The sequence below is a fragment of the Aequorivita sp. Q41 genome, assembly GCF_039831855.1.
Classification (GTDB): Bacteria; Bacteroidota; Bacteroidia; order Flavobacteriales; family Flavobacteriaceae; genus Aequorivita.
In genome coordinates, this window is record NZ_JBDPMS010000003.1 from 1 (window position 1) to 17,142 (window position 17,142).

The 17,142-nt window shown below is 35.4% G+C and carries 14 protein-coding genes; 8 read left to right on the top strand and 6 right to left on the bottom strand.

Features of this window, described 5'->3' with window-relative positions; genetic code table 11:
• From ABJ955_RS11690 to ABJ955_RS11720, 7 genes are all read left to right on the top strand, one after another.
• Positions 1 to 1,734: gliding motility-associated C-terminal domain-containing protein (locus ABJ955_RS11690; protein ID WP_347374810.1), on the top strand; the 1,734-nt coding region annotated here is incomplete at its 5' end.
• A 55-nt stretch (positions 1,735 to 1,789) separates the two neighbouring features.
• On the top strand, positions 1,790 to 2,731 hold the full coding sequence (locus tag ABJ955_RS11695; RefSeq protein ID WP_347374811.1) for a type IX secretion system membrane protein PorP/SprF: 942 nt from the start codon (positions 1,790 to 1,792) through the stop codon (positions 2,729 to 2,731).
• Positions 2,732 to 2,742: 11 nt separating this feature from the next.
• A complete protein-coding gene (locus tag ABJ955_RS11700; protein ID WP_347374812.1) occupies positions 2,743 to 4,674 on the top strand; it encodes an OmpA family protein in 1,932 nt (643 codons plus the stop codon).
• Positions 4,675 to 4,777: 103 nt separating this feature from the next.
• Positions 4,778 to 5,296, top strand: a complete 519-nt coding sequence (gene idi, locus ABJ955_RS11705) for an isopentenyl-diphosphate Delta-isomerase (RefSeq protein ID WP_347374813.1) — start codon at positions 4,778 to 4,780, stop codon at positions 5,294 to 5,296.
• Positions 5,293 to 5,703, top strand: coding sequence for a 6-carboxytetrahydropterin synthase (locus tag ABJ955_RS11710; RefSeq protein ID WP_347374814.1), 411 nt, complete (start codon positions 5,293 to 5,295; stop codon positions 5,701 to 5,703). The genes idi and ABJ955_RS11710 overlap by 4 nt, the downstream gene beginning before the upstream one ends.
• Positions 5,703 to 6,680, top strand: a complete 978-nt coding sequence (locus ABJ955_RS11715) for a type I phosphomannose isomerase catalytic subunit (RefSeq protein ID WP_347374815.1) — start codon at positions 5,703 to 5,705, stop codon at positions 6,678 to 6,680. The genes ABJ955_RS11710 and ABJ955_RS11715 overlap by 1 nt, the downstream gene beginning before the upstream one ends.
• A gap of 67 nt (positions 6,681 to 6,747) precedes the next feature.
• Positions 6,748 to 7,014 (top strand): hypothetical protein, encoded by a 267-nt coding sequence (locus ABJ955_RS11720; protein WP_347374816.1) that lies wholly within the window; start codon positions 6,748 to 6,750, stop codon positions 7,012 to 7,014.
• Here the strand turns inward: ABJ955_RS11720 and ABJ955_RS11725 are convergent.
• The 3 genes from ABJ955_RS11725 to ABJ955_RS11735 are packed head-to-tail and all read right to left on the bottom strand — an operon-like array spanning position 7,009 to position 10,078.
• The gene (locus ABJ955_RS11725; protein ID WP_347374817.1) at positions 7,009 to 7,722 is read right to left on the bottom strand and encodes a DUF4369 domain-containing protein; all 714 of its coding nucleotides are present in this window, start codon (positions 7,720 to 7,722) and stop codon (positions 7,009 to 7,011) included. The two genes, ABJ955_RS11720 and ABJ955_RS11725, sit on opposite strands and share 6 nt — an antisense overlap.
• 48 nt (positions 7,723 to 7,770) lie before the next feature.
• Positions 7,771 to 9,108: a DUF819 family protein gene (locus ABJ955_RS11730; RefSeq protein WP_347374818.1), complete on the bottom strand. Its 1,338-nt coding sequence runs from the start codon at positions 9,106 to 9,108 to the stop codon at positions 7,771 to 7,773.
• Positions 9,109 to 9,151: 43 nt separating this feature from the next.
• Positions 9,152 to 10,078 (bottom strand): alpha/beta hydrolase, encoded by a 927-nt coding sequence (locus ABJ955_RS11735; RefSeq protein ID WP_347374819.1) that lies wholly within the window; start codon positions 10,076 to 10,078, stop codon positions 9,152 to 9,154.
• Positions 10,079 to 10,310: 232 nt separating this feature from the next.
• Between ABJ955_RS11735 and ABJ955_RS11740 the strand changes: the two genes are divergently transcribed.
• Positions 10,311 to 11,087 carry a S1/P1 nuclease gene (locus ABJ955_RS11740; RefSeq protein WP_347374820.1) on the top strand — a complete coding sequence of 259 codons (777 nt, stop codon included), beginning with the start codon at positions 10,311 to 10,313 and terminating at the stop codon, positions 11,085 to 11,087.
• 18 nt (positions 11,088 to 11,105) lie between these two features.
• Here ABJ955_RS11740 and ABJ955_RS11745 read toward each other — a convergent pair whose 3' ends face one another.
• From ABJ955_RS11745 to htpG, 3 genes are all read right to left on the bottom strand, one after another.
• Positions 11,106 to 11,456, bottom strand: a complete 351-nt coding sequence (locus ABJ955_RS11745; protein ID WP_347374821.1) for a hypothetical protein — start codon at positions 11,454 to 11,456, stop codon at positions 11,106 to 11,108.
• Between the two features lie 129 nt (positions 11,457 to 11,585).
• A complete protein-coding gene (locus ABJ955_RS11750) occupies positions 11,586 to 14,816 on the bottom strand; it encodes an HYR domain-containing protein (protein WP_347374822.1) in 3,231 nt (1,076 codons plus the stop codon).
• Between the two features lie 190 nt (positions 14,817 to 15,006).
• Positions 15,007 to 16,902: a molecular chaperone HtpG gene (gene htpG, locus ABJ955_RS11755; RefSeq protein ID WP_347374823.1), complete on the bottom strand. Its 1,896-nt coding sequence runs from the start codon at positions 16,900 to 16,902 to the stop codon at positions 15,007 to 15,009.
• Positions 16,903 to 17,142 lie beyond the last annotated feature (240 nt).

Sequence of the window (17,142 nt, forward strand, 5' to 3'; positions counted from 1 at the left end):
ACAGATCCATTGTTAACTGCGCCAAACCCAGTAGTGAATATTGTATTCCAGAGTGGTGATACGGACAGTGATGGAGAGCTTGATGTAACAGAGACATGGATTTATACAGCTACCTCATATCTAATAACACAAGCTGATATAGATACCGGCAGTGTAACCAATCAAGCTACGGCTGTTGGAACACCACCATCAGGAAATGATGTAGAAGATCAGTCAGGTACAGCAATAGATAATGACGATGCTACGGTAATCGAACTATGTCAGGAGCCAGTAATTGCACTTATTAAAACAGGTGAAGTTGTTGATGTAAATGGAAATGGGTGTGCGGATGTAGGTGAAACAATTAATTATAGTTTTACAGTATTTAACCTTGGTAATGTTACCTTATCAAACATAATGATAACAGATCCAATGGTAGGTGTACAAGGCGGGCCAATTAGATTAGCTCCAGGTACAACAGATGCAAATACATTTACTGCTGTATACACCATTACACAAGCTGATATTGATGCTGGATTTGTGAAAAATCAAGCTACTGTAACTGGTATTGATCCATCGGGAGCTTCCGTAAGTGATCTATCTGATGATGATAGTGAATTAGAGAATGACCCAACTATTACTGAATTATGTCAGAATCCTCAAATCGCATTGATTAAAGTAGGTGTGCCAACTGATGAAGATGGGAATGGATGTGCTGATCTTGGCGAGACAATTTTGTATACTTTTAAAGTTAAGAATACAGGTAATGTAGAGTTGACTAATATAATAGTAACTGATCCATTAGTAACTGTTGTAGGAGGACCAATTGATCTTACTGCAGGAGCTGAAGATACTACAAGCTTTACCGCTGTATATACTATCACGCAGGCTGATGTAGATTTAGGATTTGTTGAAAACCAAGCTACTGTAGATGCAATTGCACCAAATGGAGATCAAGTAACAGATCAGTCTGATGATAATAGTTATTTAGAAAATGATCCTACAATAACTGGGCTTTGTCAAGATAAATCAATGTCTCTAGAAAAAGTAGGAGTGTTTAATGATGAGAATAGCAATGGATCTTCAGAAGAAGGTGAAACAATAACTTACACTTTCACTGTAACTAATACTGGTTCTGTAACTTTATACAACATAACAATTGCAGACCCATTGCCAGGTATTATTATTAGTGGTGGACCAATTTCACAACTAAATCCAGGGGAAGTAGATAGCACAACATTTACAGCTACCTATAGTATAACTCAGGAAGATATAGACAATGGCGAAGTTGTTAACCAAGCTGTAGTTTCTGGAGAAGACTTAGAAGGTAATGTAATTGAAGATGAATCGGACGACCCTAATGACCCAACCAATACTGATAATAACGGTGATGGTGAACCAGACGATCCAACTGTTGTAATACTTCCTTTAGTATTAGACACTACCTTTGAAATATTTAACGGTATTACTCCTAATGGAGATGGATTAAATGATTACTTCCAAGTTGTAGGTATAGAGAACTGGCCAAAGAACAATATGAAGATATTTAATAGATGGGGCATATTAGTTTTTGAGACCAATGGTTATGGAGGCTCAGATGGAAAACAGAATGTTTTTAGAGGTATATCAGAAGGACGTGTAACTGTTCAAGAAGATAAACAATTGCCAACAGGAACATATTTTTATATCCTTACTTTTCCCGAAGATAATCCTGGTAAGGATAGTTATAACGGATATTTATATATTAACAGATAGAAAAATCAAAAAATCCCTGGGAGGAAATTCCCTCCCAGGATTAAAATACATAACTATGAAACACAGTTATCTAACACTACTAATTTTGATTTTACTTGGCACGTTTACAAGTAAAGCGCAGCAGGACCCACAATACACACAATATATGTATAATACGCAGGTTGTTAACCCTGCATATGCTGGAAATCGTGAGGCATTAAGTTTTGGTTTATTATACCGAACACAATGGGTTAACTTTGGTGATGGGGCTCCTAATACGGGAACCTTCACAGTAAATTCACCCGTAGGGAACAATATGGGGCTAGGCTTATCTGTAGTAAATGACAGAATTGGACCCTCAGTTGAAACTAATTTTAATATAGATTATTCTTATAGTATAAATGTTTCAGAGTCTGCAAAGGTATCTTTTGGTCTTAAAGCAGGGCTAGATATTTTGGATGTAGATTTCAGTAAATTGAATATACTTGATGGTAACGACCCTTATTTTTCAGAAAATAATATTGATAATAAACTTCAACCACAGATTGGTGCTGGTATCTATTATAATAATGAAAAATTTTATGCAGGACTTTCCGTTCCAAATTTTTTGACCACAAAACATTTTGATAAAAGCAGTATAGAAAACACACAGGTTGAAACTACAGCCGCTGAACGTATGCATTATTTCTTAATAGCTGGATATGTTTTTGATATTGGAGAGAATTTGAAATTTAAGCCAGCAACATTGTTTAAAATGGTTAGTGGTTCTCCTTTACAAGCAGATGTTTCTGCGAACTTCTTACTATATGATAAGCTTACTTTAGGGGCAGCCTATAGATGGAGCGCAGCAATGAGTGGCTTAGTAGGCTTTCAAGCCACAGACAATATTTTCATAGGCTTTGCGTATGATTATCAAACCACAGATATTGAAGCATATAGTGATGGCTCGTATGAAATTATGCTTCGCTTTGAATTGTTCAATAGACCAGAACGAGTGCTAACACCGAGATTCTTCTAAAAAATTAAGATATGAATACAATAGTACACAAAATATTACTTCTTGCCATGGTGGTTTTTACTGCCGCTAGTTCCTTTTCTCAGCAGAAGGATATTCAAAAAGCAAACAAAGATTTTGATAAATTTGCTTATATAGATGCCCGGGAAATTTACTTAAAAGTAGTGGCCGATGGGTATGAATCTGCAGAGATATATAAAAAGTTGGGTGACACATATTATTTCAATGGCGATTATACAAACGCTGCAAAATGGTATGATAAACTAGTAAAGCAATTTCCTGACCAAACAGAAGCTGTTTATTACTATAGAGCTGGACAGTCTCTCAAAAGTTTAGGAAAGTATAGCGAATCTGATGCGCTACTAAAAGATTATGTGGTAAAAGGAGGAAAAGGCTTGGTCATCAAATCATACGAAGACGATCCTAACTATTTAAAAAGCATTGTTTTTAAAGCAAGAGATTTCGCTTTAGAAAAAGTAGGTGTAAATTCTTCAAATTCAGATTTTGGAACATCATTTTATGGAAAAGATAAAATTGTGTATGCGTCTGCTTCCAATAAAAATGGAGTGAAGGTTTCTGAATGGACAAATCAACCATTTCTTGATTTGTATATAGCGGATAGAGATGCCTCAGGTCAACTTAGTAACTCAACTAAATTGGGAGGAGATGTAAACACGCAATACCACGAATCTTCAACAACTTTTACCAAAGATGGAAACACTGTTTATTTTACAAGAAACAACTTTATAGATGGTAAAAAAGGAAAAGATAAAAATAAAACCATTCGTTTAAAATTATATAAAGCTACCAAAACAGGTGATTACAATTGGACAAATGTTGTTGAATTGCCTTTCAATAGCAAAGAATATTCTGTAGCACATCCTACCTTAAGCCCAGATGAAAAAAAACTGTACTTTTCTTCCGATATGCCTGGTACTTTTGGAATGTCTGATTTATGGTACGTAGATATTCTTGGTAATAATAGCTACGGAATCCCTGTAAATTTGGGGCCAGAAATAAACACGGAGGCTAGAGAATCATTTCCTTTTATAAGTGAAAATAATAATTTGTACTTTTCAAGTGACGGGCGCTCAGGCCTCGGCGGCTATGATATTTTTATAACTCCTTTAGATGCTACAGGAAAGCCTGGGGAAATTACAAACTTAGGAGCTCCGTCAAATAGTGATCAGGATGATTTTGGGTTCATTATTAATGAAAGTGATCGTATTGGTTATCTCTCTTCAAACAGAGGAGGCGATAGAGGTAGTATCGATGATGACATATATTTGGTAAAAGAAATATGCTCTATAACCATACAAGGAAAAGTTTTTGATGAAGAAACACAAGATCCTTTACCTGGTGCAACGATAAGTTTATTGGATGAAAACAATCAATTGGTTAGTCAAGCAACAGCCAAAAATGATGGGACATATAGTTTTGTAGGTGATTGCGGAACACAATATACCGTAAGAGGAGTAAAAGAAGGATACAATCCTTATGAGAAAATGATTGAAACTCCAATCTTATCCGGAACTATAGATGTGCCACTTCCATTAAAGCGCATCGGCCCATGCCCACCAAACGACTTGGGTTGCAAATTAAACCTTCAGCCAATTTATTTTGACTTTGACAAATCAAACATCCGTCCGGATGCTGAAATTGAACTAGCTAAAATTTTGGCAGCAATGAGAGAATACCCAGAGTTGATTATCCATATTGAATCTCATACAGATTCACGTGGTAATGACGAATACAATATGTCTCTTTCTGAGCGTCGTGCCCAATCTACCCTTCAATGGTTAATAGGAAAAGGAATTGATGCAGGCAGACTTACAGCAAAAGGATATGGCGAGTCGCAACTCATCAATCAATGTTCAAATGGGGTGCCTTGCACTGTTGAAGAGCACCAACTTAACAGAAGATCGATGTTTATAATAAAAAACTAATTATATAAAATTATATCAAAGCGCGCTCAATAGTTACTATTGAGCGCTTTTTGCTTTCTAAAAAGTTGCCCTTTTCGTACTTTTGGATCAAAATTGTTTCTAGATGAAAGAAGAACTGGTAGTGCTCGTAAATGAAAATGATGAAAAAATAGGATTAATGCCTAAGCAAGAAGCACATGAAAAAGGGGTGCTTCACAGAGCATTTTCAGTTTTTGTTTTTAATACAAATAATGAATTGATGCTTCAACAACGCGCATTACATAAATATCATTCGCCAGGATTGTGGACAAATACCTGCTGCAGTCACCAACGCGATGGCGAAACTTCTCTAGATGCCGGAAAAAGAAGACTGTTTGAGGAAATGGGGTTTATTACTGACTTGCAAGAAACCACGTCATTTATTTATAAAGCTCCTTTTGATAATGGACTGACTGAGCACGAACTAGATCATATCCTTATTGGTAACTTTGAAGGGGTTCCGAATATTAATATAGAAGAAGTCGCCGCATGGAAATGGGTTGGTTTGGAGGAGGTTAAAAAAGATATACAAGAAAATCCAAATCTTTATACTGCGTGGTTTAAAATTATTTTCGATAAATTTTATCAATATTTATTCGTATGAGCCTAACTATATATAGAAAAGCACATTTTAATGCTGCCCATAGACTTTTTAAAAAAGAATGGGATGATGCTAAAAACTTTAGTGTTTTTGGTAAATGTAGTAATCCACACTACCACGGGCATAACTACGATTTGGAAGTAGGTATTACTGGTGAAATTGATCCCGAAACGGGATTTTTAATAAACCTTAAAACATTAAGCGATATTATTAAAGAAGAAATTGAAGATGCTTTTGATCATAAAAATTTAAATATTGAAGTTCCTGAGTTTAAAGACTTAAACCCTACTGTTGAAAATATAGCAATCGTAATATGGAAAAAAATGAGAAATCGAATTGATTCGAAGTTTGATATTTCTATTAAATTGTACGAAACTTCTCGTAATTTTGTTACTTACAACGGTCAATAATGAGAAAGGACTCCCCGCTATATCCAATAAAATTTCAACCTATACTTAAACAAAAAGTATGGGGTGGTACTAAGCTAAATAGCTTATTTAAAAAAAATGCTATTGGAAATATTGGTGAGAGTTGGGAAATATCTGGTGTTGATGAAAGTGTTTCTGTAATAAGTAATGGTTCCTTAAAAGGAAAATCACTTAATTGGTTGCTAGCAAACTATAAAGATAAATTGGTTGGAGAAAATGTGTATCATAATTTTGAAAATACATTTCCCTTACTTTTTAAATTTATTGATGCTCAAGAAGACCTTTCTGTACAAGTTCATCCGGATGATTTTTTAGCTAACGAAAGGCATAATGCATTTGGTAAAACAGAAATGTGGTATATTCTAAACACCGAAGAAGACGCAAGGCTTATTTTAGGGTTTAAAGAAAACATGAATAAAAGCACGTATTTACATGCGCTTTCTGAGAAGAAAATTACAGAAATTTTAAATGCAATACCCGTAAAAAAAGGAGATGCATTTCTTTTAAAACCAGGAACTGTGCACGCTATAGGAGCAGGAATTGTCTTGGCGGAAATTCAGCAAGCTTCAGATTTTACGTACCGAATTTATGATTGGGATAGACCAGATACAAACGGGCAATTACGCCAATTACATACAGATTTGGCTTTGGAAGCGATTGATTTTAATACAACTAACGCAAAACTAGAATATTCTGAAGATATTAATGTGCCTGTTCAAGTTGGAAAAACAACTTTTTTTGAAGTAAATAGTCTTATTCTTTCAGGGAATTACAGTCGTGATTTAACAGAAATAGCTTCATTTACAGTTTATATGTGCCTTGAAGGTGCCGCTATAATTGAATGTGGCGGTTTTTCAGAAGAAATAAAAAAAGGAGAAACCATTTTAATTCCAGCACAATTTCAAAATTTAAAATTTACTGCAAATTCAGCAAGCTTTTTGGAAGTGTACATTCCTTAAATGTTCGTATCTTTGCCAGATTAAAAAATAGAGCGAATAAATAATAGCAATAAAAATAAAGAATAAAATGGCAAACGTAAGAGATTTAAAAAAAGATATAAACTATGTTTTAGGTGATATCATTGAGGCAGTTTATATTTGGGAACTGACAAATGCTGATAAAGATAATAAAAAAGCTGAAGGTCTTATTGACGAAGCAATTGTAACATTCGATGAGCTTATCACCAAAGTGAATCAAAAAGATGTTGAAAATAAAAAGAAACACTTTACTTCTATAAAAGCTGAGCTTGAAGAACGTGGTAGAAAGCTAATCGATAAAATAAACGCACTATAAAATAGTATCTATTTTTTTGCGATTTACTATAAAAGACTCCAATTCTTTACCGTATTTGGAGTCTTTTATTTTTGGTGCCAATGCCCTATAAACTGTGTCTAAATACTTTATATTGGCATTGTATACTTCACTTAACATTAAATAAGGAGCTACTTCTTGCTCTTTATGGTTTAAAGCAAAATTAATTGTCGCCAAGTATTTACTTGAAACCAATGTTTGTTGTTTTTGAGCTAAATCTTTAGTTAATGAATCATTATTGCTTTTCCCAGTTTTGAAATGTTGCTCAATTAATTCTAGATTCCGAGATACGTATCGTTGTTTTACTTTATTATACGCGCTGAGTAAGCTGTCGTTTTTTGAGCCTTTAACAATTGCAGCGCTTCCGAAATTTTCAAGATTTGTTTGAATATTCATTGCTTTGTTTTCTGCAAAAAAAGTAATGCGATCGTCGCGTAAAGTTCCGTCTTTTAACCTTACATATAAATAATAAATTTCAGGGCTTTCCACTTCTTCAGAAAAAGAAAAATTGGAGTTTCCATCTACAACTACTGAATCTACAGTGGTTAAAATCGTATCTTCAAATTTTTGGAGCAAGAGCACTCCTTTTTTAAGCCCTTTTACTGTTCCTGTAAGATTCATTTTTTTAGAATCGGTTGAACATGCAGTTAGCATTAAAAATATAAGTGTGGTTAAAAGAATCGTACGCATTTTGTCTTTTTTAAGGAGTGCAAAGATGAATATTTTTTTTCAAAAATTTTACGCTACAGACGCCAATTGCATAAGTACTGTACATAAAATTGCACCTACCGTCCCAATTGCATATCCAAACACAGCCAAGAGTACGCCAACAGTTGCTAATGAAGGGTGAAAAGCAGAAGCTACAATAGGAGCGGAAGCGGCACCACCAACATTTGCTTGGCTTCCAACGGCAAGAAAGAAATAGGGGGCACGTATCAATTTTGCAACAACAATCATTAATCCCGCATGAATTATCATCCAAACGAGACCAATTGCAATAAGCCAGCCGTTTTCAAAAATTAATGTTAAGTCCATTTTCATTCCTATACTTGCAACTAGAATATAGATAAAAACACTCCCAAATTTACTTGCACCAGCACCTTCGTATGATTTCACTTTAGTAAAGGAAAGTAAAACACCTATTATTGTTGTAATTGTTATCATCCAGAAGAAACTAGAATCTAGGAATGTAAAAATATTTCGTGTAATTCCTTTGGGTAGATCGTTCACGACAGTAGTGAAAAAAGAACTTAAAAAGTTTGCGCCAAAATGAGCAATACTGACTGTTCCGAAGGCAATTCCAGCAAGTATCATTAGGTCTGTTAAGCTTGGGTTTCTATCTACTTTTTTGGTGTAGCTAGATACTTTTTCCTTTAAACTTTCTATTGCAGAAGTATCTGCTTTAAGCCATTTGTCTATTTTTGCAGATTTTCCGATTCCGAATAAAATTACTGCCATCCAAATATTAGCCACCACAATATCTACAAATACCATCCCGCCATATAGTTTTTGGTTATATCCATAAATTTCAAGCATAGCGGTTTGATTGGCGCCACCACCAATCCAACTACCAGCAATTGTTGAAAGTCCTCGCCATACAGCATCTGCCTCTACGCCACCAACAGCTTCTGGATGCAATGTTCCTATTATTAATACTGCCACAGGACCCCCAATTACAATTCCGATAGTCCCCGTTATAAACATAATCAAAGCTTTTGGGCCTAAATTAAAAACAGCTTTTAAATCAATGCTTAGGGTCATTAAGACCAATGCGGCGGGTAAAAGATATCGGCTCGACATATAATATAAACTGGACGAGCCAGTTGTTGTTTCACCATTTTCAGAAACAGTAACCCACTCAGGAGCGATAAGTCCGGATGTAGTAAAAAGTGCAGGAATTAAATACGCTATAAATAGCGCTGGCACAATTCCATAAAATTTACTCCAAAACCCTGATTTTTTGGAAGCTGTGTAAAAAATAAAGCCTAAGGCTATCATTAAAACACCAAAAACAATAGTGTCGTTGGTGAAAAATGGAGTCGTGTCTTTGATGATTTCGATGGTAGAATCTTGCATTTTGATGGTTTTGATGCAAAATACAATTATTTTTTAATTTGATTTATTTTTTAATGAAATCACTGATAGTATTAATTAACTCAGGCATTACGGGAAGATTGTAGCTGTTGTATGACTTGCTGTTTTCCAGGTCATTCCCTTCAATTTTCTTAAATATGTGGTTCATGCCTGTAATGATTTTATATGCTGCCTCAGGTTTTGAGGCTTTTAATAATTCTGCTTCCGAAATTTCGACTTGTATATCTTTATCGCCTTGTATAATTAAAACTGGAATTGTCAATTTAGCGATTTCTACTTTTGGATTATATTGCATCCAAGTGTAAACAAAAGGTTGTATTTCTTTTCTAAAAATAGAAGCAACACCATCACTATAATTAAGTGCTATACCATTTGCGCGAAGATCATCAAATGCTGTTCGGGCATTGTCAACCAATCCAGGAGCTTGTTGTGATAGTTGGTTAATAATAACATCATCGATTTCTTGCCCTACACCCGCGATAGAAATAAATCCATCGGCTCCATTTTGAGCTGCAACCATCCCTACAAGCGAACCTTGACTATGGCCTATAAAATATATTTTTGAGAATCTTTTGTCTTCTTTAAAATGTTCATATACTGCAATTGCATCCTCGATAAAATCACTAAAGCGAATGTTTTTTTCGTTGATAGAACGCTGCTTCATCTGCTTAACGATTCTTTTATCGTATCTAAAACTGGCAATTCCTTTTTTATAAAGTCCTTCAGCAAGAAACCGTAAAGAGTTATTTACAACCATTTGTTGGTTGCCATTTCTGTCTGTTGGTCCACTTCCACCAATTAGGATGGTTAATGGTAATATATCTGAATTGTTAGGAACGATAAGGGTTCCGTCAATTAGGGGAGTGATGCTTATATCTTCTGAATTAAAGTCTGAATTTTGAGAATTTACTATTCCAAAAAAAAGAAAAAATACAATGAAGATAGTTTTCATATTTATACGTTTTTAAAAATGATTTTCTTTAGTATGCTTTAACAACGAAAGTAGAAATATATTGCTTTTAATGCTTTCTTTTATGGTCGTTCAGGATTTTTTATAGCTATTACAAGGTTGTGAGAATTAACTGAAATTTCAAGTTTTTACTTCTTGAAAAATTATTTAATACTTTTTTAGGTTGCGCATACTATCTTTGTAAAAGTTAATTCAATGAAAAATTTTAATTATAATGAAAAAAATCACAGTAGTAGTATTAGTTGCAATGTTTGTGAATACGCTTTGCGCAAACGAAGATTGGGGGAAGACGGGGCATAGAGTAGTAGGTGAAGTAGCAGAAAAACATTTAAGCAAAAAAGCTAAAAAAGGAATTTCTGAGTTATTAGGAGGTCAATCTTTAGCTTTGGTTTCAAACCATGGTGATGATATTAAAAGCGATCGTCATTATGACTCTTTTGGTCCTTGGCATTATGTAAATTTTCCTTTCGGTGAAAAATATGAAACAGCTCCAAAAAATAAAAAGGGAGATATAATTCAAGGAATTAACACCTGTATTTCTATTCTAAAAGATGAAAAAAGTTCAAAAGAGGACAAGGCTTTTTATTTAAAAATGCTTGTTCATTTTATTGGGGATCTTCATCAGCCACTGCATATTGGGTTGGGAGAAGATAAAGGTGGAAATGATTTTCAGGTGCGTTGGTTTAATGAGGGTACGAATTTACACACTGTTTGGGACTCTACATTATTGAATTTCTATGATATGTCTTATACCGAATTAGCTGCAAATACAGATGTACTTTCAAAAGAAGAAGTTGCGGAAATACGTAAAGGCACTGTCTTAGATTGGATGTATGAGAGTCGATTGTTGTGTGAGGATATCTACCAAAATACCGAAGTTGGGGAGAAATTAAGATATGACTACGCTTATAAATATATGGATGTGTTACGGTCGCAACTTCAAAATGGAGGTATTAGATTGGCAGGGCTGCTAAATGAGATTTTCGGTTAAATAATGCTTTGATGCTTTTTAGGTGTATAAGAATGCCCAATAGATTAATGCAAACTGTAGTGGTAGTCTAATAATTAAAGCCCATTTTGGGAGCTTCATTGCGGCTTTTTCATTTTGGAGCATATAAATATGAACAGGTATAAATAATAGTAGTAGGACTATTATAAGCCAAGCGGCAGTTTCGACTGTGTTTTTGTTCATGATCATAAACCCTAGTACCATTTCTGCAACACCACTAAGCATTATTACAGAACTATGCGCAGGAATATAAGGAGGTATGATGCATTCATACATTTTTGGTTTTCGAAAATGATTCATACCAGCAAGTACAAAAAATACTCCTAAAAGATATTGGTGCCAAGGTAACATATGGGTAGTTTTAGTTTTTAAAAGTAATCTTTTTTAAAGCTTTGTCAAACTTCATTTTATTAAAAAGTAAAAGCCTTCTTATGGAACCATAAGAAGGCTTTTTTATAAAAGCAAATAATAAATAGAGTGTTACTCTTTAATCAAGCGTTTTACAGTACTTGCATTATCACCACTTATCTGAATAATATAAATTCCAGCAGCAAGTGAAGATACATCCACTGCTTTTTGGCCTTGCATTGTGCGAAGGTCAACTTGGTTTACAAGTTTACCGTTTATATCATAAATCATCATTTTTTCTAATGCTGTATTGGTTTTGTTTACAAGGTTTACCATGTTATTAGCTGGATTAGGGGAAAGTGTTATACCTGAATCCAGATTGTTTGATTCTGCCCCCAGTGTTGTGTCTACGGTAAGGACGAAGCTACAAGTAGACTCATTGCCATATTCATCTTCGGCAGTAAAAGTAATGGTGTGTGGGCCATCAGGTAATGCTGTTCCAGCTATAGGATTTTGACTAGTAATAGTTACAGGGGCTGTGCAATTATCGATTGCGGTAGCTTCACCAGTAGCAAAGTAGTCGGGGATAATATAGAATAAATTCCCAGATCCTGGATCTACAATTTGATTTGCAGGACACGTAATCACTGGCGCTAAAAGATCTACCACGGTAATATCAGTCATGCAAGACGCAAGATTACTGTAAACATCGCTTACAAAAACGGTGACTGAAATAGTTGTGCCTATGTCTGCGCAATTTACTTCAGGAACATCTACTGCAGAAGTGCCAATACCACAGAACTCATCGATTGTATCAATAAGGCTTAGTGGGTCAATGGTAGCTGTTCCGTCTGCGCCTAATTCAATTTGAACTCCAGCCAAACAGGTAATTACAGGTGCAATATTGTCAATAACATTTACAGTTACAAAACACGAGGAAGCATTTCCATTTGCGTCAGTAGCTGTTATTTCAACTTGGTTTTCACCCACATCAGCACAGCTAAAGTTTATTCCTGAAGGAATAGTTATGTTATAGTTAATGCTTCCATTCCAAATACGAGGCGTAAAGATATTGCCGGTAAATATACCAGCAACAGCCGAGCCTAAGGATAATGAAACTTCTCCATTATCATAACACTGGTTGCCAGGGCAGCCAGTGCCATTTGTGTAGAATACCGTGACATCGAGTATAATTGCGATTCCATAAGTAGTATTTGCAGAAAGGGTTAAAGGGGAATCAAGGAGTGCATTACTCGCTATATTTGTTCCCATCCCTGTGCCACTACCTGATGCAGCAGGTGCTCCCCATGCTGTGGCATTGGTTTCATTGCCAACATATGAACCTACTATAGTGTATAAGTCTAAATTAAAGGGGGTTGTTGCGTTGGTGTTAATATCAATGTCTGTAATTTCAATATCATTTGCTCCAACTGTAAGGTCGTATAAAACAGTCCAAGACGCAGCTCCGTTGTTATTGGAAGTAAGTGTAGTTGTGATTGAATTTGAAGAGGTGCCGCCACTACCAGGGGTAATGGTATAGCTACAAGCCTCTTCAACACTTACTATAAGATCCATTGGATCTACAGTTGCCGTTCCATTTGCGTCAAGAATAACATCATAAACTCCGCTTATACAGTTTATAACAGGTGCGGTGATATCTTGAACAGTAATGTTTGATGTGCAGCTAGAAATATTTCCTGCGTCATCTGTAATTTGGAGGGTAACCTCATTAACTCCAATATTACTACAGTCAAAAATCCCTGAAAATGGCGCGGATTCTAGTGTTGAATATACGATTTTTCCATTAAAATTTCGAGGTTGAAAAGTTGTTCCAAAGGGATATGATTTTGCGGCACCTTCATACACTTTTAAGTTTGTATCTGAAGCATAAAGGTTGCCAACAGTAGTTCCGCCGGAATATATTAATGATCCAGTAGCGCTGGTTACATAAAAAGCAACTCTGTTTCCAGCGGCAACTTCAATGCCTAAATCTAAATTTAATGGTGTGGGTGTGCCTGCTCCTGATGAAGTAGCGCTCGTAGTCGCTACCAAGGTCCAATCTCCTGGTGTTGTTGCAGATCCAACCCAGGTACCAGTTTTAAAATAAACTTCAATTGTTTGTGTTGCCCCTGTTGGCATATTAATGTCAAAAGAGTTAATGGTAAGATTATTTATTGGTTCAAGATCAAACATATTTCCTCCTTGCGTTGTAGCACCGGCAAAAGATGTGGTTAAGCTAGACTGAATAGCTTGTACGGCTATTAAATCATACGAAGCAATATTACAATTATCGGTGGATCCGTCATTTATATCGGCTGCAACGATTGTTGCAGTACTGGTTGTAGGATCAAGATCTACGGTTATGTTTTTACAAATAGCTATTGGCGCTTCATGATCTTCAATGGTTACTATAAAATCGCAAGTAGCAGTATTGCCATCACTGTCAGTTACAGAAAGTGTTACGGTCGTGTCGCCAACAGGGAAGGTGCTTCCGCTCGCTGGGGTTGCAATAATATCGCCAGAAATATCACCGTCTTCTCCATCAATTGCTATTCCAGTAAAGGTTACTACGGCACCACATGTTCCAGCGTTATTGGGCTCAATAGTAGTAACAGGACATGTTAGGCTAGGAGGAGTGATGTTCGGAACTGCTACAACTCTTAAGTCAAAAATAGCTTTGGGGTTTGCGGGAACAGGACCAAAATAAAAGTTACAACTGTTTCCGCTAACTGCTGTAGATCCACAACGGCTATAGGTGTCAACTCCAAATCCAGTTTCAGCGGCAGTTCGTGTTCCAATTGTGCGGCCGGAGTTTCCAGCTAGCCAACCAATATTAGTTGTAGAAGCGTTTAATACTACTGCAATTTCATTATCAGCTTCACCTGATAGGTCAAGTCCTGCGTAGGAGAATGTTACTTGGTGTACTTGTGTTGTTGGTGTTACTGTTAGAGTCTGGCTGGAGCCAGGTATTAAAACTCCAGGACCACTATTACAGTCTGACCCATTAAGCCCGCTTGTATTACAGGCTGTGTAAAGAGTGAGGGTTACATTGTAAGTAGCCAAGGTGTTGGCTATGTCATAGAGTGAAACAGTGATTTCTTTGATGAATCTGTTGGTTCCGGCCATGCCTATTCCGTCGCTAGTTCCTGTAGATATAGCGGGTGATATTGCAACATAGCTCGTAAAGTCGTGCGTAGTTTCATATATAGCTTCTAGCGCACGTGTGTTACTATAAGGTTGGTACGAATGTGATTTTAAGGCTTCCTTTGAAACAGGAAAAACTTCATTTAATTGCTGCGCATTAATCTGCCATGTAAAACATGTAATTACACATAGAAATAATGCTCTGGTAATATTCTTCATAGTTAAATAAATTTATAGTTAGAGCACTAAATGTATGTTAAAGTTTCTATACTTAAGATGTGATTTTTAGTAATTTATGTTAAAAAATAAAATATTTTTAACAATAGTGTTAAAACAATAAGATACCAATAAAATAAGCCATTTCCAAAGATTTGGAAATGGCTTGCATAAAAATTTAGTAGTACTATTCTTACTTAATCATCTCGTAACTGCGTTTTATAAACGCAGAAAGCTCTTCTCCTTTAAGTAAATTTTTACTCAATCTTGCCAAGTCGAGCGCTTGATTTACCAAACGTTCTTTCTTTTTAGCAGTTTTAGTTTGAAGGATATCAGTTACTAAGGCGTGATTTGTGTTAATTATTAAATTATACATTTCGGGGAAATTACCCATTCCAAACATACCGCCACCGCCGCCAGTTTTCTGCATGTCTTTCATTCTGCGCATAAATTCAGGTTCTGTAATTATAAAAGGATTAGAATTACTGTCTAAAGCTTCTAATTGTACGCTGAATTTTTCCTTAGGAATAAGGCTGTCTAAATAAGTTTTTAGCGCTTCTTTTTCCTCATCCGAAAGCTTCGAAATCTGTTCGTCGTCTTTTTTGATAAGATTTTCTATGTGATCGCTATCAACACGTACAAATGAAATTTTATCATCGCCACCTTCTAGCTTTTGGAACAAATGTGCTACTATTGGTGAATCCAATAATAAAATTTCATAGCCTTTATCTTTTGCAGCTTCAATATAAGAGTGTTGTTCTTCCTTATTTGATGCATAAAGAACGACTAAGTTTCCTTCTTTGTCTGTTTGTGTCGTTTTTATCTTTTCTTTTAATTCAGAAATGGTATAAAATGTATCTTCAACAGTAGGGTATAAGGCAAAATCTTGTGCTTTTTCAAAGAATTTATCCTCCGTAAGCATTCCGTACTCAATAACGATTTTAATGTCGTTCCACTTTTTCTCAAAACCTTCACGGTCACTGTTAAAAAGACTTTTTAGCTTATCTGCAACTTTACGTGTAATATAGCTTGAAATCTTTTTTACAGCACCATCTGCTTGCAAATAGCTTCGTGAGACATTTAAGGGAATGTCTGGACTATCAATTACACCGCGTAACATGGTTAAAAACTCAGGGACAATTCCTTCAACATTGTCCGTTACAAAAACTTGGTTTTGATAGAGTTGAATTTTATCTTTTTGAACGCTCATATCGTTCGTCATCTTTGGGAAATATAGAATTCCTGTAAGATTGAACGGATAATCAACATTTAAATGAATATTAAAAAGCGGTTCCTCAAATTGCATTGGATACAATTCTCTATAAAAGGAACTGTAATCTTTATCTTCTAATTCTGTTGGCTGTTTTGTCCACGCTGGGTTTGGATTGTTTATAATATTATCCACTTCTTTTGTTGGCGCAGCGTCTTCTTCTTTTGCATCTTCAGGCTTTGGAAGTGTTTCAGTTCGCGTTCCAAACTTAATTGGGATTGGCATAAACTTGTTATACTTAACCAATAATTCGCTAATGCGATTTTCTTCCAAAAACTCTGTAGAATCTTCGGCAATGTGAAGAATTATTTCAGTTCCTCTTTCCTTTTTATCAGCTTTTTCTAAAGTGAATTCTGGCGACCCATCACAAACCCAATGCATGGCAGATTCATCTTTAAAACTTTTAGTGATAATTTCTACTTTTTCGGCTACCATAAAAGCAGAGTAAAAGCCTAAGCCAAAATGCCCAATAATCCCAGCATCTTTTCCGTTTTTGTCTTTGTACTTTTCAATGAACTCTTCCGCGCCTGAAAATGCAATTTCATTGATGTATTTTTCAACCTCATCCTTTGTCATCCCAATTCCTTGGTCAATGATGCGAAGTTGTTTGTTTTCTTTGTCCAACCTTACTTCAATCTTCGGGTTGCCATATTCCACACCATCAGCTTCGCCAATATTAGCTAGGTGTTTCATTTTTAAAGTTGCGTCTGTTGCGTTTGAAATTAATTCACGAAGAAAAATTTCATGGTCACTGTATAAAAACTTTTTAATCAGCGGAAAAATATTGTCCACTGATACATTGATAGTTCCTTTACTCATTTTTTATTTGTTTATTAATTATTGCTGTTTAAAGTAATAGGTAATAGTCAAATAAAATACCAACTAAGCAAATGCTGACACCTTGTCACAGAAAATGACTCTTTTGGTTGCAAATAATGTGTTTAAAGCTTTTGCTGTAGAATAAATACGTTGCTAAGAGAGGCTAACTTTTTGATCGTGAATGCTCTATTTTAAAATGCTACAACTGCAATTAAATTTTAACAAAACTTTGTTTAATCC